Source organism: Nocardia sp. NPDC003963, assembly GCF_053605105.1.
This window is the reverse complement of sequence record NZ_JBSGIP010000004.1, coordinates 153,609-172,887: the sequence shown is the minus strand read 5'-3', so window position 1 is coordinate 172,887 and position 19,279 is coordinate 153,609. Positions and strand designations below refer to the sequence as shown.

The following is a 19,279-nucleotide window of genomic DNA, read 5'->3' as shown; positions in this document are numbered from 1 at the left end:
CACCGGACGGTAGCGGCGCGGTGCCGAAACCAGTGTTTCGGCACCGCGCCGGCCTCGGGCCCCGGCCACCGGGCTCATCGCCACCGGTATCGAATCGCGCCCGGTCCGCTGCTGTGCGCCGCCGGGCGTCCACCGATCACTTCTCGCGGCCGTCGAAGGGAGAACCGAACCAGCCGTCGAAGGAACGCAGCAGGGCCAGCAGCGCCGCCGCCAGCCGCCGGTCCAATTCGGGTTCGTGCAGCTGTAGCCGGTCGCCGAACGGTCTGAAGTCCAGGAGCAGCCGACCGTCCGCGCGCCACCTGATACGCCGCGGAGCACGTGGGAGTCCGCTGTTCCCCAACAGTGCGCCGACGAAGGCGAATGGGAAGAGCGGGGAGAACAGCCAGCAGACGAACCACCAGAAGATCCGGCCCTGGTAGCCCACCGCGGTGGGTGCACCGGGCTGCTCCACCGTCCAACGGGTCCGTACGCCGCGCCCTTTGAACGCTTTCTCGCGAACGAGCGTGCCGACGATCTCACCGTGCGCGCCGAGCACCTGATAGGTCGCCACCCCGCCGTGGGCCGAGTGGGTCACCAGGGTGGCTACTCGACTGCCACGATGTTCGTCGGCCCACAGGACGAACGAGCGAGCACCGGTTTTGCGCGCCGCGAGGTAGTCGGGTACACCGCCGGGCGGGAGCTCGCGCTCCACGTACGCCACCGCCGAGGGTGTGCCCGATCCTCCGGTGTACTCCACCACGTTCCTGACCGGCGGCGGGGGACCCACTTTCTCCAGGTCGGCGAGCTTCACCGCGGGGATCCGCATGGTCAGCTGGGCTGTCACCCTGACTACTCCTTTTATGTTGTTTTCTGGAACCGTGGCAAAACCGGCCCTCGGCACCGACCTCCGATCGGTGGTCACGCACCGCCTCTGCTGGTGACCGAGATCGCGTCTGCGCCCAGCCCGGGCGCCGCCCTCCGCGCGAGTTCGCGGATATCCTCCAGATCCGCGGCGCCCGCCACGACGATCCGTACCGAAGTGGTGTCCAGAGTCGCGTCGACGACCTGATACTCGGCCCTCACCGCCTCATAAGCGGCGATCGTCTCGGTCGGCAGGCGACCGTCGGCGTCGGATTGCACACTGATGGCGGGGCTCGCCCCGGCACGTGTCACTACCTGGACAGATGTGAGGTCCGACGGGAGTCGGTGCGGGCCACCGTTGCCGACCATATCGCCGAACACCGCCATGGCTGCGGCGGAGTCCACTGTGGTCACCTTGGACTGCCAGTGGAAGACGCTCTTCGAGGTCCAGCTTTCGATATCGCCGTTCACCACACGTTCGTCGGTGGCCAGCGAACGCCACAGATCCAGGATCTCGCGGCCACGCCGCTCGTCCGGATCGACGGTGACAGTGATGCCGTGTGCGGTGATCCGGCCGGTGATCGACCCGTTGCGCGCGAGGTACTCCCGCAGATCGCCCGCTCGCTCCACCACGCGGTCGGGCGATGCGCCGTCCTCGAAGACCAGTGTCCCGACCGCTTTCCCGGCGAAGGGCAGGATGTTGTATCCGTAGACGTCGACTTCGGCGATATCCGAGGTGCCGGCCCAGTCTTTGTCGAACTTCGCCGCGAGCGCGGTGCCCTTGTCGATCGCGCAGCCGGACAGTAGCGGCAGGGCCAGTACGAACGCGAGGATCCGAATCGGCCGCCGCGCGGTGTTGCTTCTCACTGCTGTCTCCTGGATAGCAGGTGAGCGGCCCGGAGCGGATCGCCCGGGCCCGGCCTGCAGTAGTCATGGCAGCCGTAGCTTACGGCGCCCCTCGCTGACGGGAGTGCCCGCGCGTCTACTGTTCACGGCGACAGCCGCCGTATTCGGCCGGAGGTTCAGCGACCCGGAACCCGGGTCGCTGAACCTTCCGCGCCTGCGGTTGTCTCAGTGGTCGACGCGCACTCAGTACTTGAGCGCGCCCGCATCGACTGCGATCTGGTTCCCGGTGGTCGACCCGGATTCGGGGCCGGCGAGCCAGGCGACGATATCGGCCACCTGTTCGGGAGGCATGAAACCACCACGACCGTCGGTGCCGTCCGCGGCGGCCGGGCGGTACGGCACCGGCGGGAAACTGTGCAGGAAGGACGGGTATTCGGCGAACAGCTTCATCATCGCGTCCGGATCGATCATGGGGGTGTCGACCGAGTAGGGGTGGATCGAGTTGACCCGGATCCCGAATTCGCCGACCTCCAGCGCCAGGGAGTTGGTGAGTGCGACCAGTCCGTGTTTCGAGGCGGAGTAGTGCCCGTTGCCGGGAGTGGCCTTGAGCCCGGCCGACGAGCTGACGACGATGATGGAGCCACCGTTGCCCGCCTCGATCATCGCGGGGACCGCGGCGCGGATGGTGCGCCACGTACCGTTGAGGTTCACCCCGACCACGGTGTCCCACTGTTCTTCCGACATCTCGAACAGCCGGCCCCAGCTGAGCACACCCGCGTTGGCGACCACGATATCCAGTCGGCCGAACTCGGCGACCCCGTCGGCTACGACGGACTGCAGGGCGGCGAGATCGCGGATATCGACCTCGCGCGCCAGTACGGCTCTTCCGGTGTCCCGCACCGATCGGGCGGTCTCGGCAAGGTCCGCGCTGGTAGCGGGCGGGTAGTCGACAGTATCGGAGACCGGGCCGCAGATATCCAGGGCGATGACATCCGCGCCGGCTCGGGCCAGCCGCACGGCGTGGGCACGGCCCTGACCGCGGGCGGCACCGGTCACCAGCGCTGCCTTTCCGTGCAGAGGTAGGTTCGGATCGTGCATGTAGAAGCCGCCTTCGGGAGATGACCGGCAGAGCCGGAGGGTGGTTACCGCGGTGGGTTGTCGGAGTCGTCCAGGAAGTGGACGCCGGTGGCCCGCTGAGCGAGATCCCACAATCGGCGTCCGGTGACGGGATCGAGGGCGCGGCGCGAGATCCGCACCGGGACCGGCGGGCCGATGAGTTCGCCGCGCCCGCCCGGCCCGAAGAAATCGCCGCCGGATGCGGTGCGGTCGAGGGCTGCGCGCAGGATCGGAGTCGCACCGGCGGCGGGGCTCTGGGTGAACCAGCTCGTCAGGGCCGACAGACGCGGGTGGTACACCGCCCGCATCAGCCGGTTGCGTTCCTGCAGGATATCGGTGCGCACACCGCCCGGGTGGGCGGCCAGCGCCTCGACGGCCGATCCGCGGGCGATGAGGCGCCGGTTCAGCTCACACATGAACGTCATCGAAGCCATCTTCGAACGCGCGTAGGCCGTCGTCGAATCGAAGTGCCGCTCGCCGTGCGGATCGTCGAAATCCAGTGTCGCGCCGCGACCGCGATGGGTAATGCTGCTGACGGTCACTACCCGGCTCGCGGGTGCCGCTTCGAGCAGGTCGAACAGGCGTCCGGTCAGCGCGAAGTGCCCGAGGAAATTGGTACCGAAATCCGTTTCGAACCCGTCGGCGGTGTGTCCGTGGTGGGCGGCCATGACACCGGCATTGTTGACGAGGAGATCGATATGGGGCCAGCGGCCGCGCAGCCGATCGGCCAGCGATGCGACGGATGCCAGGCTCGCCAGGTCCAGCGGGAGATGCACCATGTGCGCGTCCGGTGCGGAAGCGCGGATATCGCGTTCGGCCGCCTGTGCTTTCACGCTGTCACGACAGGCCGATACGACGGTGGCGCCGGCCACGGCCAGCACCCGGGCGATCTCGAGTCCTATTCCGGTGTTGGCGCCCGTGACCACCGCGATTCGTCCGGACAGCGCACCGGCCTGCGGGACGGTCCACGGTGTCGTGTCTGTGGAAACCATCGGCCCGCTACTCGGTGATCTCGGAGACAGTGCCGAGCAACAGGACCGCGACCCGAGTCAGTCGCTGCGCCATGACCTCGTACGTCGAGTAGTCCATACCCGCCTGGATGAGCGCCCCGCTGACCGCGAGCGAAAGCCCGTCCAGCACCTCGGCGGGGCATTCGTCCCCCGCCGCCCGGCGCAGCCGTTCGTTCATGAGGAGCCCGGTGCGGGTCCGGATCCGCGCCACGTCCGGATCCCGGCTCAGCACCGCCGCCGACGCCGCCGTACTGAGCGCCGGCTCCTCGGCCATGAGTTCACCCAGCTCCCCGAAAACCTTCTCCAGCCGCTGTATCGGCGTCACCCCGGCGACCGGCTGCTCGCACCACCGCTCGATCCGGCGCCGGTACGCCTCGGCCACCAGATGCTGTTTGGAGGAGAAATACCCGTACATGGTCGTATGCGTGATCCCGGCCAGCCGGCTCACCTCGCGCATGGAGAGTTGGTCGTAACCGTCGGCACGCAGCGCCTCGACCGCGGCATCGAGCAGCCGATCGACGGATTTTCCCGGACGCCCCGCGAGCGATCGCCGCCCCACCTCGGGATATCTCGTTATCTCGGCCACGCAGCTGACAGTAGTATTTACACGTGTAAAGCACAATATCCGCTGCGGGCACCGGCCCGGTCACATCCGAAGGATCGTGACGACCGACGACGGGAGAGCACCGTGACGGATCCGGGCGGGCATATCCGGCCCGCGCTCCGGGCACACAGTGAGCGCTTCGGATTCCCGAGGGCGACCGCGAGCAGGTCGCCGTGGCATATCGACGCCGAGTGCGGTGCGGTGTAGTCCCGCGTCCCGAAACCGACATCCCCTCCGAAGACTCGTTACGGACCGAAGCCACCGGGCGCGGATCGGGCGCGGCGGTGTGCGGTCACCCGGGCGGGGCGGCCGGCGCGGAATGCCCGGACTCGTCCGGCCGGCGCCTCGTGCCGGTCGCCGGGACGAGTACCAGTGCGAGGATCGTCGGCAGGCTCAATGCGAGCGCGAGGCCGGTATGGCCCGCCAGCGCGAGACCGACGCCCCCGAGCAGCGATCCCCCGAACACGCCGAGGCTCATCCCGGCCGCGTTGAGACTGAACACGGCGGCCGCCAGATCGCCGCCGCGCCGGGCGATCGAGGTGGTCACCTGAGCGGCCACCACCGCGTGACCGAATCCCATCAGCGCGGTCGCGGCCAGCGCCGGCGGCAGCGCGGTGGTGTGGAAGACGCCGAGCACCGCGATCAGCGCGCCGGACAACCCGGCGCTCAGTACCGTCCCGGGGTGGCGGCCCATCACCGAACCGGGGTCGCGTACCCAGCGGCCGGTCAGATAGTTCCCGAGGAAGAACGAGGCACCGCTCAGCGTCCACACCAGCGTGAATCCCGCTGCCGTGAGCCCGAACCGGTCGGCGTAGAACACCGCGAGGAACGCCAGGTATCCCATGAACGAGGCGGTCCGTAACCCGGCCACGGCGAGGAGCCCGAGCAGACCCGGTCGCGCCCGCAGTGCGCGAAACGAGGCGATATATCCGAGGGGAGCCGTCGTGTGTGCCGGCGGCGCGGCCGCACGCGCCCGGACCGGGAGGAAACCGGCGGCGATGATCACACTGAGCGCCGCGGTGGTCCACAGCGCACCGTGCCAGCCGTGCCACGACCCGATGACGCCGATGATCGGACCGGCGCAGACGGCGGCCAGCGATTGGGTCGCGGTGACCATGGTGGCGGCCCGGCCGATATTCCCGGGGCCGGCGAATCTCGACGTGGCCAGCGCCAGGAGGGCCGGGGTCAGCAGGGCGGTCGCCACGCCGATGCCTAGGCAGAAGACGGTGAGCGCGGCGACGGTACCGGCCGTGGCCAGCGCGCTGGCCGCGGCGAGCAGGACGAGCGCCGCCACGGTGACGTAGTTCTTCGACCACCGGGCCAGCAACGGCGCCAGAGCGATTCCCGCGACCAACGCGGCCAGGCCGCCCAGCCCGCGCAGGAAACCGATCCCCGACTCCGGCGCTCGGGCGGCGGCCGCGATCGGCACCAGGAAGGTCGAATAGATCGTGAACGGGAACAGGCCGATCACCGAAGCGACCAGCACGAGCGCCAGCGCCCGCGCCATCCGGCGATCGGGGACCGGTGGCTCATCGGCCGCGGCGGGCACCGGCGCGCTCGGTGCGCGCGCCGGGCCGTGCGTGGGTGTGTCCACCGGATCGTCGATCATCCGGTGGTCACGTGGTCACGCAGGTATTCGGCGAATTTCTCCAGCCCGTCGATATTGCGCGGACTGGAAATGGCTTCGTTGTAGTCGAGGACGAAGAACTTGTCGCCGGCGACAGCGGGCAACGCCGCCGTGGCGGGATCGGATTTCAGGAAATCGATCTTCTCCTGCGCCGGGGCATCGCGATACTCGAGAACGATGATGACCTCGGGCGCGGATTCCACGACCGCTTCCCAGCTCACCTCGGTCCAGCGGGCATCGACATCGGCGAAGACATTCACCCCGCCGGCGAACCCGATGATATCGGTCGGCGGCACCTGGCTCGCCGCGGTGAACGGTTTATCGGTGCCGGAATCGTAGAGAAACACCTTCACCGGCTCACCGGCCGGTGCCTGCCGCTGCACCTCGGTGACGCGTGCGCGGTAATCGTCGATCAGATCGGCCGCTCGTTGTTCGACACCGAAGATCTTCCCCAGCCGTTCGAGGTCGGTGTAGAGGCCCTCGAACGGTGTGTGCCGTTCGGGGAAACCCGGGTAGTTGAAACAGGATTCGGCGTGCATGAAGCTCTGGATGCCCAGGGTATCGAGGATTTCGGGGGTGATACCGCGGGAATCGGAGAACCCCGAGTTCCAGCCGGCGACCACGAAATCGGCCTCCGCTTCGACGACGAGTTCCCGATTGAGCAGATCGTCGCTCAGGAACTCGACGCGCTCGTAGTCGGCGGCCCAGGGTGATTCGCGCACCGGCGGATTCGCCGGCGGCAGCACGTATCCGTGCACGTGGTCGGCCAGGCCCAGCGAGAACATCTTGTCGGCGCTGCCCCCTTCGTACACCACGGCCCGGTGCGGCACGGTGTACTCCACGGCCTCGCCGCACCGCTGTACCGTCGTACGGTCGCCGGGGCGCCCGGCCTCGTCGACCTGCGCGCCACATGCCGACAGCAGGAAGGCGCCGGTAGCCGCCAGCACCGCGGTTCTACGCCGCGCCGAGCCGGTATTCATCGATCTCATCGTGTCGGTTCTTTCGCACTCGTATCGGTCGTGGATGCGGGCATGCGGCCTCCCGGCAGCGCGTACAGGATCTGTGGGGCCCCGGTCAGCGGGTGTTCGACCACGGAGATCTCGACACCGAACACCTCGGCGATCAGGTCCCTGGTGAGCACCTGTGACGGCGGCCCCACCGTCGCCAGCCGGCCACCGGACAGGACCGCGATCCGATCGCAGGCCGCGGCAGCGAGATTCAGGTCGTGGAGGACGACGAGCACGGTCGGAGCGGCGGTCCGCAGCAATCCGAGCAATTCGATCTGATGCCGCAGGTCGAGATGGTTCGTCGGTTCGTCCAGAATGAGGATCCGGGGCTGCTGTACGAGGGCCCGGGCGATGAGAACGCGCTGTCGTTCGCCGCCCGAGAGACCGAGGATTCCCCGATGCGCCAGATGCGTGATATCCATCCGCGCCATCGCCGCACGGCACAGTTCGTGTTCGGCCGCGGTGAGCGGCTGATTGCCGTATTTGAACGGGGCCCGGCCCAGCGCCACGACCTCGGCGACCGTGAAATCGAACTCGGCACCGCTTTCCTGCGCGAGCGCGGCCACCTGCTGTGCCGACTGCCGCCGCGACAGGCCCGCCAACTCGTGCTCACCGATACGGATGGTGCCGCCGCTGGGCACCAGGGCCCGGTACAGACAACGCAGAATCGTGGATTTCCCGGAGCCGTTGGGCCCGACGAGACCGACCACGTCACCCGAAGCGGCCTCGAGGTCCACCCCGCCGACTATCTCGCGACCGTCGATCGCCACCGTCAGATCCGCTATCCGCACCTGCATCACGTGCCTCCGAATACGTAGCCCTTGCGGCGCATCAGGACGATGAACACCGGCACTCCGATCAGCGCGGTCAGGGCTCCGAGCGGCAGTTCTCGCGGCGCGACGACGGTCCGTGCCAGCAGATCCACCCACACCGTGAGGATCGCGCCGGCGAACGGCGCGATCAGTAGCAGCCGGGTGTGCCCAGCCCCGGCGATCATCCGGGTGATATGCGGGATGATCAGGCCGATGAACCCGATGGTTCCGCTGACAGCGACCATGGCACCGGTCATCACCGCGGTGGTCGCGAAGAGGAGGCGGCGGGCACCGGCGTTATCCACGCCGAGGCTCGCGGCCGTCTCGTCACCGAGGGACATGATGTCCAGCACGCGGCCGTACCGGAACAGCAGCACCCCACCCGCCGTCGAGATCACCGCCACCACCGGCAGCGAACCCCACGTCGCGGCTCCGAACGATCCCATCGTCCAGAACAGCACGGTGCTGGTCGCTTCACTACCCGGGACGAAATAGATCAGCACGCTCATCACGGCCTGGAACCCGAACGCGAGCGCCACCCCGGTCAGCACCAACCGCAGCGGGGTGACTCCTGTCCTGCGGTAGGCCACTGCGTAGACGAGCACGGTAGCGCCCAATGCGCCCAGGAAGGCTCCGACGGAAACGGCGTAGATCCCGAAACCCGCCAGCGCCCCGAACAGCGAGACAGTGACCGCGCCCACGGACGCTCCCGAGGAGACACCGAGGATGTACGGGTCGGCCAGGGAATTACGTACCAGCGCCTGGACGACCGCGCCGATGATACTCGACCCCGCGCCGACCACGGCAGCGAGAAGTACGCGCGGAGTGCGGATCTGCCAGATGATCTGATATCGGGCCGCGTCCGCGGCAGCCACCGTGCCGTTGGTCACCGATGCCCACAGGAACCGGGCGGTTTCGGCAGGGTGGATCGACGCGGACCCGAGCCCGATCGCCACCAGTATCGATATCGCCAGGACCAAGGCGAGCAGGACCACCAGCGCGGCGACACCCGTTCCGGTCTGCTCCCACCGCACACGGTCCGGAGCGCGTCCCGCCCCGGGCGGGGCGGCCACCGCGTGATTCGACGCCAACTCGCACACTCCCGCTCCATCTAACAGTAATGATAATCATTACCATCTGAGCGAAGGTGTGACAACCGGCGTCCGATGTGGAGAGCCGGCGAGTGGCACCTTCTCGGTAGGCGAGACCGGCCCGTTCCGGCGACAGGCGCCCGCGGACCCGCCGGGCGCCGTCGCCGCCGGTGTCACCGGCGACGACGGACCAGTCGGTTGAGCCTCAGAGCGGGAGGACGAGCCCGCCCTGCGGCGCACCGTCGGCGCGTCCGGGGGTGATCATTCGACCTGATCCCCGGTGTGGATCAGGAACTCCGGCGAGGTGCCACTGATGGGAACGCTGTCGCTGCCGGATTTCACAGCGTCGCCGAAGTACCGGATCCGGTAGGTGCCGGGGGCCGCGTCGGCGGGGCTGTGCCAGACAATGGTGACCTGCGAGCTCGAGGCGGGGCCGGGTGCCCAGCTGAACGTGGTCGTCCAGTCACCGTCGTCGGCGATCATCCGCCAGCGCTCCCCGTCGCGCCGCTGCACCATCAGATAGGTGCTGCCGCGATGTAGGTCGTGATTGGGGTGCGCACCGGCGAATTCGATACTCACCCGCTCCCCCGCCCGATATGCCGAAGCGGGCTCGTTCAGCACGTCACCGAAGTCGTACCCCACCGGCGGGAAGTCCGGCGACAATGCCGTTTTCACGGGCCGCTGCGACTCCGACAGATCGGGCGCCGCGGCACCGGACGGTACCGCACTCTCGTCACGCATCGCGGTGGCGAGCTGCGCCGCGACCTGCTGCAGGGCCGGTAGTTCCCATCGGCCGAACAGGGTGCTCGCACCCTCGTAGCGCTGCGCGTCGTACTCCTCCGGGGTGGTCACGTAATGGATATAGGCGTTGGCGTACCCGGCGATCAGCACATTGGTCAGCTCGGCGCCGAGAACGGCCGCCACCGTGCGCCGCAACCGCAGACCGGCGGTGATCGTCACCTCGCCCGGAATACCGAGCAGGTACAGCTCACCGATCTGCACGAGCTGTACCGGGACCTTCTCCTGCACATAGGGCCCGATCCGGTTGAGCAGTCCCCCCGGAGCGACGATCGCCTTGGGCGCCTGCGCGTCCCGCAGCGCGGGCGCGAACCGGTACGCCAACCGCGACAACGGATCCCAGATCGGATTTCGTCCTTCGCGGAACGACTTCCAGTGGGTGGGCCCGTCGTACCCCGCGCCGGCGAAGGCTGCCGCTCCACCGGCCGGCCGGCCGGTGCGGTGCTCGCGCTCGTCGCCGGTGAACTCCGGGGATACGGTCACCGCGGACAGGTCGACATGGACCAGGCGGTGATCGATACTGCCGGCCATCCGCGGCATGTACCCCGCGGAGAGCTTCGCCGCGGCCTCGTACTGGCGCAGGCCGAGGATCCGGGTGTTCTCGAACTCGTCACCGGTCGGGCCCTCGCCGGGCCTACCGTCCAGGTTGGGCGACATATCGCCGGAATTGGTCTGCGCGAAGGCCGCGACGAAGTCGGGGTCCGGATCCGCCAGATAGTTCACGCCTTCGACATCGTGCTCCCAGTGGTAGGCGGCGTAGCCCTTGTTGTCACCGCTGATCAGCGTGTTCCGGTCGGTCATCGACGTACCGTGAGTGGCGAACCAGTTGACGGCACCGACCGGGTCGCCGTCACGATCGATGCGCAGCAGGGTCGTCTGCGGGTCGATGGCATCGGGAAAGAACTTCCGATCCTCCTGCGGGTTCCGGTCGAATGCCGCACGCGAACGGTTGACGCTGGCGTCGCGCAGCTCGCCGTGTATCAGGCGCAGGGTGGCCGGGGCGAGATCCTCGTGCGCCCGCTCGACCGCCTCGATGATCCCGTCGACGATCGCCGCGAAGGTCCTGGGACGGAATCCGTCCGACCCGTTGTACAACCGGTGATGCGAATAACCGCCGGGCCCGCAGTGGGTATGGGTCGCGGTGATCATCACATTGGACTCGGTGTAGGCATCGCCGAAGAGCTGGGCAAGCCGGCGCAGCACCTCCTGGGTGATGCTGGAGAAGATCAACGGCAGGTCGTTCACGATCAGCAGCACCCGGCGATCGAAGAGCGGATCCGCGAAGACGAAAGCGCGCGAGCGTAAACGGAGGTGGATTCCGGTGGTCTTCTGATCGGCCTTTCCGTAGCCGAGCATGCCGGCTTCGGCCGGTTCTCCGGTGATGTCGGCAATGGCACGCCCGACCAGATGACGGTCGGTCGAGTAGTTCGTTTCCGGCATCGACCTCTTCTTCTGTCCTGTTGGAACCCGCCCGCGACAGCGGTCCGGATTGATTGCACAGACAAACTAGCAAGGACAAAGTCGGGATTGCATTGCGTGAGCTACGGTTTCGCCGGTCGTTCATGCCGATATCGCTCGCTCGGCGAACTGTCCGACGCGTGCGGGTCCGATCGGCACATCCGTACAGGACTCTGGTACCCGCGAGATCGGTCCGCCCGAGTGGCGGAGACAGGGGCCGGTCGTCGGCCACTCGCTTGCGTGCCGGTCGGTGCCGCTGCCCGGCTCAGGCCGGGCGGCGGCGCGCGGTGCCGGGGAGTACCGCGGCGACGAACTTCTCGACTGCCGATATCGTCGGCGGGCGGGCGTCGCGGTCGGTGAACAACAGATGCCCGCCACCGACCAGCGACAGGGTGAGTGAGTCGATATCGGCATCGGCCGCGATGCGGCCCAGTTCCCGCTCGTCGGTCAGGTAGGCGGAGATCGCGGTCGTCGCCTCGGCGAGAATCGCCACGCCGCCGCCCGGCCTGGCTCGGCGCAGTCGCGCGCGCAGCTCGTCACGAAAGGTGATGAGCGGGATGATCGCTATCGGGACCGGCCCGAACACAGCGGTCAGCGCGCCGGTCACATTGGCGACCACCGTACCGGTGCCGGCGGACGCGCGCAGCGCGCTCCCCTGCGCCTCGAGCCGGGCGGCCCGATCGAGCACGAGTGCGGCGAGGAAACCGTCGAAGTCGTCGAAGTGCCGGTGCAGAACACCTTTGGCGCAGCCCGCCTCATCGGTGACGGCCCGGCTGGTCAGCCCGTTCGGCCCGGCGCGGAGCAGTACGCGTTCGGCAGCGTCGAACAGTTGCTGTCGCGCGTCACGAAGGTGCACCCCAGTCGGCACTCACAGATCCTTTCGTACGTCTGACCACTGACAGAATTGCACAGTGGGCATGTGCCCACTAAAGTGGGCGCATGCCCACAACGCCGCCGGAACAGCGCGAACCGTCCCCGGAGTCTCAGCACATGGCCACATCGTTCGGCGTGGACGCACAGCGCTACGATCGGGCCCGGCCCCGCTACCCGGAAACGCTGGTGGCGCGAATCCTCGCCGGGGCGCCGGGAACAGATGTGCTCGATGTCGGCTGCGGTACCGGCATCGCGGCCGGCCAGTTCCGCGCCGCGGGCTGCACGGTGCTCGGCGTCGAACCCGATGCGCGGATGGCCGATTTCGCGCGGGACCGCGGATTGCGGGTCGAGGTCACCACCTTCGAGAAATGGGAGCCGGGCGACCGGATGTTCGATGCGGTCGTCGCGGCTCAATCGTGGCATTGGGTGGATCCGCTGGCCGGCGCAGCGAAAGCGGCGCGCGTGCTGCGGCCGGGGGGACGGCTGGCGATCTTCGGCCATGTGTACGAGCCGCCCGCCGAGGTGGCGGAACCGTTCGCCACCGCCTTCCGGCGGGTCGCGCCGGACTCGCCCTTCAGCGGCCAGCCGGCCCGGCGACCCCTCGACCTCTATCGGGCGGGATATACGAAATTCGCCGACCGGATCCGCGAGACCGAACTGTTCGGCGATCCCGAACAGTGGCAATTCGACTGGCAGCAGACCTATACGCGCGACCGATGGCTGGAACTGCTACCCACCACAGGCGGCCTCACCCGGCTCCACCCCGATCAGCTGGCCGAGATATCGAACGCGGTCGGCGACGCCATCGACTCGCTGGGTGGGTCTTTCACGATGGACTACACCACCCTGGCCACGACCGCCGCACGCCCGGGCATTTCCTGACGACCGCCGCACAAATGCCCACCGAGCGAGGCATGCCGCGACCGCGCAACGAAACCGGGGCGGGTCACAGGCGGGCCGAAGCCATCCATCGCGTACCCGCGCCGGCCACAAGGTCGTCGACCGGCACCGCACCGCCGCGACAGCGCATTCACCGGCCGTCCGGCCACCCGCCGGTGAACTTGTGCGACGGGTACAAGAACGCTCCCCCGAATGTGCAATGCGAACAAACTTTCCCGTAGAAGCAGTGGACGAATTGTTCGCAACACACCGTGTAAGTAGGGTTGTCCGCACCGATCTCGACACGTTTCCCGGTATCAGTGCGGACGAAAGAGGAAGTGCGAAAACAAAGCGTTCCAAATATTCTCTCGCGCAGTATCGATGACGGTCATACCTGTCACTTCCGCGAGCTTCCGAACAATCCGCCGAGCACCGGTGCAAATACTGCGACTTCGAACGAATATGCCGAGGTGATTCGGACTTCCGGACCGATACTGCGGTAGAGAAGGCCAGATCCGTGCAGGCATTCGTCACAGGAGACGACGCTTCCGGATCGAAGGAATCGATTTCTCACCAAAGGGTGCCGATCTCGTGAGAATCGAGACGTCCGGATCCCGCACATCAATGGCAAGAAAGTCCGAAAGCACCCCAGATGTTCTTATCGAGGAGATGAGTGTGGAGCTCCAATCCGCCGCGCTGTCGGATCCGGTAGCGATACCACCCGGCAGAGCAAAAGTTATCACTTCGCTGGCCGAGGTTCCGGCCACGACGGACGCGGCCTGCCGGTCACAGAGCATCGGCCGGGCCGGAGGAGTTCGGTAGCACCCTCGATGGCCATCACAGATATACAAGCGTTCGCTCATCTCTCCGAGGCCGATATCGAGTCACTCGGCCACGAGCTCGATCAGATTCGCTCCGATATCCAGAACTCCCTCGGACAGCGCGATGCCGACTATATTCGGCGCGTCATCGCCTTTCAGCGCGGCCTCGAGACAGCGGCGCGCCTGACCTTGTTGTGCGGTGGACGGTACCGGGCCGCCCGGATCGCCGGCACCGTGATGCTGGCGAGTTCGAAGATCATCGAGATGATGGAGGCCGGGCACAACATCACTCACGGGCAATGGGACTGGATGAACGATCCGGAGATCCATTCCGCCGGGTGGGAGTGGGATTTCGCCGGACCGTCCGCACATTGGCGGCATTCGCACAACTACGTGCACCACACCTACACGAACGTGTACGGCATGGACGCGGACCTGAGCTTCGTCGTCCTGCGCATGACGCGCGACGAGCCGTGGCGGCCGGTCCATCTGCTCCAGCCGGCCACCAGCCTGCTCATCGCGGCGGGCTTCGAAATCGCCATCGCCGTACACGATCTGGCACTCGAGCGTCGGCGCCGGAACATACCCCGGAGTCAGTGGCGGTCGACACCGAATATCGAGTTCGCCGGAAAGCTGGCCCGGCAGGCGAGCAAGGATCTGCTGTTCTATCCGGCTCTGAGCGGCCGGAATTTCACACGCACGCTCACCGCCAACGCCTCGGCACTGCTGCTGCGGAACATCTGGTCGTTCGTGGTGATCATGTGCGGTCATTTTCCCGACGGAGCCGAGAAATTCACCGTCGAACAGCTGCGCGACGAAACCCGCGGGCAGTGGTATCTCCGGCAACTGCTGGGCAGTGCCAACTTTCACGCCGGCCCCGTACTGGCGATAATGACCGGCAATCTCTGCTACCAGATCGAGCACCACCTGTTCCCCGATCTGCCGAGCAACCGCTACCCCGAGATCGCCCGACGCGTTCGTGCCCTGTGCGATAAATACGATCTCCCTTACACCACCGGTTCACTACCCGCGCAGTTCTGGCTGACGTATCGCACGATCTGGAAACTCGCGCTCCCGGATCGGTTCCTGCGCGATACCAGCGACAATGCCGCCGAAACCAGTTCCGAACGGAAATTCTTCGACATTCCGCCCACCGCGGGTGGCGGATCCGCCCGGCAACAGACCGACCTGGTCACCGGCGCCAGGCGCGGCCTGCGCACCGCATTGGCCGCGGCCGCCGCGCAACGAAAAGCAGCTCCCGGAGCCGGCCGGGGCATCCGGCGCTGGGTCTCGGTATCGTTGATACCCCGCCGATGACAGGACGGCCGAATGCGCGGCCCTGTCCCACCACGCGGCGACTCCGCCGACAGTGCGGGGCGGGCTTGTCGGGCATCTCGTGACTCGGCTGCGCACCATACTGACTCTTCCAGCGATCTGTTCGGAAACAGGCATCTGCGCGGCGTCTCGGGCACGTCGTACTCCGCCGCCAGAACTCGATCGAGTCGCTGCCGGACGGCCGGACTCTACGCCGCCGAGTTCGACGCCGTCCTCGCCACCGGGCCCGCGGACACCGCCGACTTCCTGCGCCGGGTGCACGACGACCCGGACCTGTCACAGCTGTCCGAGGTGGCCCGCTACCTGCCCACGACCGGCGCCCCGGCCGACTGGAAGCCCGTCGTCTTCGCCAAGCATTTCTGGTCCGGACAGGACTCGCCCGCGATCCTTCCGGCCGGGAGATCCTCCTCGACGGCCATCCGGTGGGTGAAGCGACCGACACCCCGAAGTACGGCCGCTTTCTCCCCCGACAGGCCACCGGTCAGGTGAATATGTGGGGCGATTTCGACCAGAACCGCCTGGGTTTTCTCAACTTCGATTACGGCTGGTACGACGCGCCGACGGATACGTGGTAGCACGCCAACCACTCCGAGACCGGAGCGGCGCGGAGTCCGCTACTCGTCTATCAGAGTACTTCCGATGCCTTCTTCACCAGCAGCGCCGACTTCGATACCACCGTCGTCGGAATAGGGTGGACCGACTCGAGCCGCTAGCCCGGCGACTCCTGTCCGGCCCATACTGCCGATATCTCACCGGAGTCGGTCCACTCATCGAACTACGCACCTATCGGGTACCGGCGAGATGATCACCTCCGCCCACATACAGCGTTTCCGAAGGCCTCAGCGTAAGACTTGCCATCCGAGTGATCGAGAGTTGTGCATCGAAGACAAACGATGCCGGTCGAAATGTGTTCCGGGAACGAAATTTCGGATTTGTACAGCTACCGAATTGTTGGCGACGACGCGATCCAGTAGCGTCGTTCACACAGATTCCGCTGAACAACCCGGCGCCCGGACGCCGATAGAGGCCGCCCCGCACAGGCGCGGTCGAGTTTTCGATCGTAAAAGTAATCCGTAATCCGTCGACACAATTTGCGAAAATCGAATCGTCGTCGATCCACAATTGACGAACCAATACTCGCAGAGCCGTTTACGGCGCGTACACACCTGCCTTCGGACCCATTACTCATCGGTCCCATCGCGTGAATCGGCTTGCTCCGGTCACTCGGGGTGCGCCGTTCCAGCCGGAGCGGCCGATCCATGTGTCGGCGGGGTCGCCGGCGTTCTGTACACGCAGTCGGAGGGTAATTCGATGTCCGGTCATTCCTGGGCAGCAGTGGTAGCGGAGTTACTCAGGAGGGCGCGGGAGCTCGGGCCGCATTACGCTCGTGCTCGCGAATTTCCCAACAGGGACGCTGCCCGGGCGTTACGTGACGCCGGCACAGCATTCAAGCGGCACGACGACACGGCGGCTAAACATATGCCCGCCGACTCCCATGGACGGGCCACGAGCGCCGTCTTCGGTGGTTCGCCCCACTACAGGCGTCCGGTGAACGACCTGAGGGCCAGCTCGAGTGAGCTGACCGAAGAACTGGCGTCTCGCTTACACGAACTATGGCGCAAACCTCGGCTGGGTCCCGACGGGCGATTCGAACCACGCCCCAAACAGGTCCGGGACGATCCGGATTGGGTCGCTGCTCACGGAACCGATCAGGTGGACATCGCCAACACCGCCTACCGAGACCTGCCGCTGGACTACCGGCGGGAAAATCAGGAGTCGGCGAAAGTGGCAACACCACTGGTCCTCGATGAACACCTCGCCGGCCGCGATCCCAGTAGAACCGATTTCGTCGAGGCATCGAGCAGCCGAGTCCACGATGCGTGGCTGGAACGAAATCGCGCCTGGGCACCACCCGAGCAATCCCTACCCTACGACCGACTCACTGAAGAGGAAAAAGAAAAGGACCGCGTTGTCATAAAAGCAGCGATAGACCTGCTCAAAGAACAGTTCCGCGACACGTACTAGTCGCCGGGTCCACGGGACCGCGGCGAGGTCGAGCGGTTCTTCGACAGCAGCACACCGAATCGCTCACTGAACAACCCGACCATCCGATCGAGATCATGGCGCCGTGGAGACATCCGGAGTACTCGGCCGACTGCATGATCGGTATGTCCTCCAATCCCCGCGCAAGCCGAACGAAACAACCCTGGGCCGCTATCTCATCGACGGGACGGTATTCGCTGGTACCTACGAACTCGACACCTGACGAGCCGGTGTGTACCGAGGCCACCACCGGATATAGTCCGCAGACTATGCGGTCGGGTCCAGCCCGTCCCGCACTCGCCGCAGAGCGTCGTGCACATAGCTCTTCGCTGTTCCCGTCGAGACTCCCATGATCCGCGCGGTCTCCGCGTAGGTGTTGCCCCGATAGACCCGGAGCACCACGGCTTCGCGCTCGCGTCGGGGCAATGTGCCGAGCGCCCCCAGCAGCGTTCGGCGCAATACGACGACATCTTCGAAACGCGGACCCGCGCGGTCGGCGAGTAGAGCGATGCGCTCGGCGCCCTCGATATCGAGTCGCTCCCGATCGTCGGCCGCGCGCCGCCAGGCATCACGGACCAGGTTCCTGGTGACCGTCCAGAGGTACGCACGCAACTGCGCGGCGGTCGTGACGTCGGGTTTGGCGGCATAGACCCGCGTCAGAGCTGTTTGCACGATATCTTCCGCATCAGGCCGATTGCCGATCTGCCGGCCGACCCAGCCGAGCAGGAGGCCACCGCCCGAATCGTATGCTTCCAGCAGCAGCTCACCGAACGGATCCGTTTGCTCGTCCGCTGGGCCGCCGGATCCGTCCGCCGTCACCGCGGTCAGCTCACCGAACGCCTCGGACGGACCGCGTCCGCTCGCGACGAGCGCTTCGCCAGTTCGGCCGGTCATGTTCTCGACGCGCGTTCGCTCGGCTTCGGCGGTAATTCGATTGTCGGGCAAGATCTTTCACTCCATCTGTCGCGCGGATGCGGGCATGGGCCGGCCACAGGGGCCGGGTGAATGACACGGGTCGGCGGATCAGTGAACGATCTCGGGGACGGACGACGCGTCCCACGACCGGAAACACTGGAGTAGGTAATACGCTCGTGCCGGATGGCCCACGAAGCGTGGCGAAGCCGGGCCGGGCACACCGAGGGCCGGGCCGGTCGGAATTCGCTACCGCCTGGTGGCACTATGTCACAGATTCGCGATCCGCGAGGCGTATCGCGCCGCCGGTCGCCACTGGGGGGCCGCTGGCGAGTGCATCGCACCATCGAGCATGTTCCTCGCGATTCTTCGCGGCCGGGTGTGGTCACGAGCGCGGATCGCGCACAGTGCGGAGCAGCGATCACACCGCCAGCAGGAATTCCCGCAGTACCGGTTTCAGCGCTTCGGCGCTCACCATATGGTTCTGGCCGGCGAGGACACGACATTCCGCCCCCGGGACGGCCGCGGCCAATCGCTGGGCCACATCCAGCAGGCCCGCCGGGCTCCGCTCGCCGACCGCGATCTGTACCGGCACATCGATTCCGGTGAAACGCTCGTAGGGAGGAAGGTCCTCGGTCAGGGCGATGTCGTACCTGAGCGTGGGAGCGAGCGCGCGCATGGCGCGCCAGCCGGGCACGATCGGGAGCAGGTGGACCAGGGCGCCCGGCATACCGATACCGCGCAGGAATCGTTTCACCGCCGGGCCGTCGGCGCCTTTCTCCAGTAGCGACTCCACCTCGCGGGACAGTGCCGCGTACGATTCTCGCTCCGCCTCGTCGTGCACGTAGGACGCGTCGTAGGCAACGACTCGGTCGATCTTCTCCGGCAACCGCGACGCCGCCTCGAGCGCGAGTACCGCACCGGAGGAATGGCCGTATATATGGGCCCGGCCACCCGCGGCGTCGATGATCGCCTCGATATCCTCGACCTCCCGCGCGACGCTGTAGGGCAGCGTATCCCCACTGTCTCCGCGTCCGCGCCGATCGTAGGTGTAGACGGTGAATTCGGCGGCGAACGCCTTCGCGTCGGCCACGACGGGCCGGAATGTGCGAAAGCAGGTCGCGCCGGTGATGTAGACGAGCACGGGACCGTCGCCGCGGACGTCGTACGCCAGCTTCGTACCGTCGACTGAGATTGCGGTGTCCAC

18 protein-coding genes are annotated in these 19,279 nt (G+C 66.9%); 5 read left to right on the top strand and 13 right to left on the bottom strand.

Annotated features, from left to right (window positions below; genetic code table 11):
- Nucleotides 1-136: 136 nt before the first annotated feature.
- From ACWEWT_RS12845 to ACWEWT_RS12795, 11 genes are all read right to left on the bottom strand, one after another.
- On the bottom strand, nt 137-823 hold the full coding sequence (locus tag ACWEWT_RS12845) for a hypothetical protein (RefSeq protein ID WP_452558597.1): 687 nt from the start codon (nt 821-823) through the stop codon (nt 137-139).
- A gap of 74 nt (nt 824-897) precedes the next feature.
- Nucleotides 898-1,707, bottom strand: coding sequence for a hypothetical protein (locus ACWEWT_RS12840; RefSeq protein ID WP_452558595.1), 810 nt, complete (start codon nt 1,705-1,707; stop codon nt 898-900).
- A gap of 222 nt (nt 1,708-1,929) precedes the next feature.
- Nucleotides 1,930-2,784 carry a mycofactocin-coupled SDR family oxidoreductase gene (locus ACWEWT_RS12835; protein WP_452558593.1) on the bottom strand — a complete coding sequence of 285 codons (855 nt, stop codon included), beginning with the start codon at nt 2,782-2,784 and terminating at the stop codon, nt 1,930-1,932.
- Nucleotides 2,785-2,828: 44 nt separating this feature from the next.
- On the bottom strand, nt 2,829-3,794 hold the full coding sequence (locus tag ACWEWT_RS12830; protein ID WP_452558592.1) for an oxidoreductase: 966 nt from the start codon (nt 3,792-3,794) through the stop codon (nt 2,829-2,831).
- 7 nt (nt 3,795-3,801) lie between these two features.
- The gene (locus ACWEWT_RS12825; RefSeq protein ID WP_452558590.1) at nt 3,802-4,398 is read right to left on the bottom strand and encodes a TetR/AcrR family transcriptional regulator; all 597 of its coding nucleotides are present in this window, start codon (nt 4,396-4,398) and stop codon (nt 3,802-3,804) included.
- Nucleotides 4,399-4,708: 310 nt separating this feature from the next.
- Nucleotides 4,709-6,025 (bottom strand): MFS transporter, encoded by a 1,317-nt coding sequence (locus ACWEWT_RS12820; RefSeq protein WP_452558588.1) that lies wholly within the window; start codon nt 6,023-6,025, stop codon nt 4,709-4,711.
- Nucleotides 6,022-7,023 (bottom strand): ABC transporter substrate-binding protein, encoded by a 1,002-nt coding sequence (locus tag ACWEWT_RS12815; RefSeq protein WP_452558586.1) that lies wholly within the window; start codon nt 7,021-7,023, stop codon nt 6,022-6,024. Before ACWEWT_RS12815 ends, ACWEWT_RS12820 begins: the two co-directional genes overlap by 4 nt.
- 5 nt (nt 7,024-7,028) lie before the next feature.
- On the bottom strand, nt 7,029-7,847 hold the full coding sequence (locus ACWEWT_RS12810) for an ABC transporter ATP-binding protein (RefSeq protein ID WP_452558584.1): 819 nt from the start codon (nt 7,845-7,847) through the stop codon (nt 7,029-7,031).
- The gene (locus ACWEWT_RS12805; protein WP_452558582.1) at nt 7,847-8,962 is read right to left on the bottom strand and encodes a FecCD family ABC transporter permease; all 1,116 of its coding nucleotides are present in this window, start codon (nt 8,960-8,962) and stop codon (nt 7,847-7,849) included. Before ACWEWT_RS12805 ends, ACWEWT_RS12810 begins: the two co-directional genes overlap by 1 nt.
- 252 nt (nt 8,963-9,214) lie before the next feature.
- Entirely contained in the window at nt 9,215-11,191 is a 1,977-nt protein-coding gene (locus ACWEWT_RS12800) for a neutral/alkaline ceramidase (protein ID WP_452558580.1), read from the bottom strand.
- A 283-nt stretch (nt 11,192-11,474) separates the two neighbouring features.
- Complete coding sequence (locus ACWEWT_RS12795) at nt 11,475-12,077, bottom strand: TetR/AcrR family transcriptional regulator (protein ID WP_452558578.1); 603 nt, start codon at nt 12,075-12,077, stop codon at nt 11,475-11,477.
- 71 nt (nt 12,078-12,148) lie between these two features.
- Between ACWEWT_RS12795 and ACWEWT_RS12790 the strand changes: the two genes are divergently transcribed.
- The 5 genes from ACWEWT_RS12790 to ACWEWT_RS12770 all read left to right on the top strand — a co-directional run bounded on the left by ACWEWT_RS12790 (nt 12,149) and on the right by ACWEWT_RS12770 (nt 17,383).
- Nucleotides 12,149-12,964, top strand: coding sequence for a class I SAM-dependent methyltransferase (locus tag ACWEWT_RS12790; RefSeq protein WP_452558576.1), 816 nt, complete (start codon nt 12,149-12,151; stop codon nt 12,962-12,964).
- An 827-nt stretch (nt 12,965-13,791) separates the two neighbouring features.
- Nucleotides 13,792-15,099, top strand: a complete 1,308-nt coding sequence (locus ACWEWT_RS12785; protein WP_452558574.1) for a fatty acid desaturase family protein — start codon at nt 13,792-13,794, stop codon at nt 15,097-15,099.
- Nucleotides 15,100-15,539: 440 nt separating this feature from the next.
- Nucleotides 15,540-15,692 carry a hypothetical protein gene (locus tag ACWEWT_RS12780; protein WP_452558572.1) on the top strand — a complete coding sequence of 51 codons (153 nt, stop codon included), beginning with the start codon at nt 15,540-15,542 and terminating at the stop codon, nt 15,690-15,692.
- Nucleotides 15,693-16,830: 1,138 nt separating this feature from the next.
- Entirely contained in the window at nt 16,831-17,142 is a 312-nt protein-coding gene (locus tag ACWEWT_RS12775) for a hypothetical protein (protein ID WP_452558570.1), read from the top strand.
- A gap of 103 nt (nt 17,143-17,245) precedes the next feature.
- Nucleotides 17,246-17,383 carry a hypothetical protein gene (locus tag ACWEWT_RS12770; protein ID WP_452558568.1) on the top strand — a complete coding sequence of 46 codons (138 nt, stop codon included), beginning with the start codon at nt 17,246-17,248 and terminating at the stop codon, nt 17,381-17,383.
- 44 nt (nt 17,384-17,427) lie between these two features.
- Here ACWEWT_RS12770 and ACWEWT_RS12765 read toward each other — a convergent pair whose 3' ends face one another.
- Nucleotides 17,428-18,054, bottom strand: a complete 627-nt coding sequence (locus tag ACWEWT_RS12765; protein WP_452558566.1) for an RNA polymerase sigma factor — start codon at nt 18,052-18,054, stop codon at nt 17,428-17,430.
- Nucleotides 18,055-18,493: 439 nt separating this feature from the next.
- A complete protein-coding gene (locus ACWEWT_RS12760; protein WP_452558564.1) occupies nt 18,494-19,279 on the bottom strand; it encodes an alpha/beta fold hydrolase in 786 nt (261 codons plus the stop codon).

Coding starts and splice junctions, on each gene's coding strand:
- ACWEWT_RS12835 (WP_452558593.1), bottom strand. CDS start 2,784: ATGCACGATCCGAACCTACCTCTGCACGGAAAGGCAGCGCTGGTGACC.
- ACWEWT_RS12830 (WP_452558592.1), bottom strand. CDS start 3,794: ATGGTTTCCACAGACACGACACCGTGGACCGTCCCGCAGGCCGGTGCG.
- ACWEWT_RS12820 (WP_452558588.1), bottom strand. CDS start 6,025: ATGATCGACGATCCGGTGGACACACCCACGCACGGCCCGGCGCGCGCA.
- ACWEWT_RS12815 (WP_452558586.1), bottom strand. CDS start 7,023: ATGAATACCGGCTCGGCGCGGCGTAGAACCGCGGTGCTGGCGGCTACC.
- ACWEWT_RS12810 (WP_452558584.1), bottom strand. CDS start 7,847: ATGCAGGTGCGGATAGCGGATCTGACGGTGGCGATCGACGGTCGCGAG.
- ACWEWT_RS12800 (WP_452558580.1), bottom strand. CDS start 11,191: ATGCCGGAAACGAACTACTCGACCGACCGTCATCTGGTCGGGCGTGCC.
- ACWEWT_RS12790 (WP_452558576.1), top strand. CDS start 12,149: ATGCCCACAACGCCGCCGGAACAGCGCGAACCGTCCCCGGAGTCTCAG.
- ACWEWT_RS12785 (WP_452558574.1), top strand. CDS start 13,792: ATGGCCATCACAGATATACAAGCGTTCGCTCATCTCTCCGAGGCCGAT.
- ACWEWT_RS12765 (WP_452558566.1), bottom strand. CDS start 18,054: ATGACCGGCCGAACTGGCGAAGCGCTCGTCGCGAGCGGACGCGGTCCG.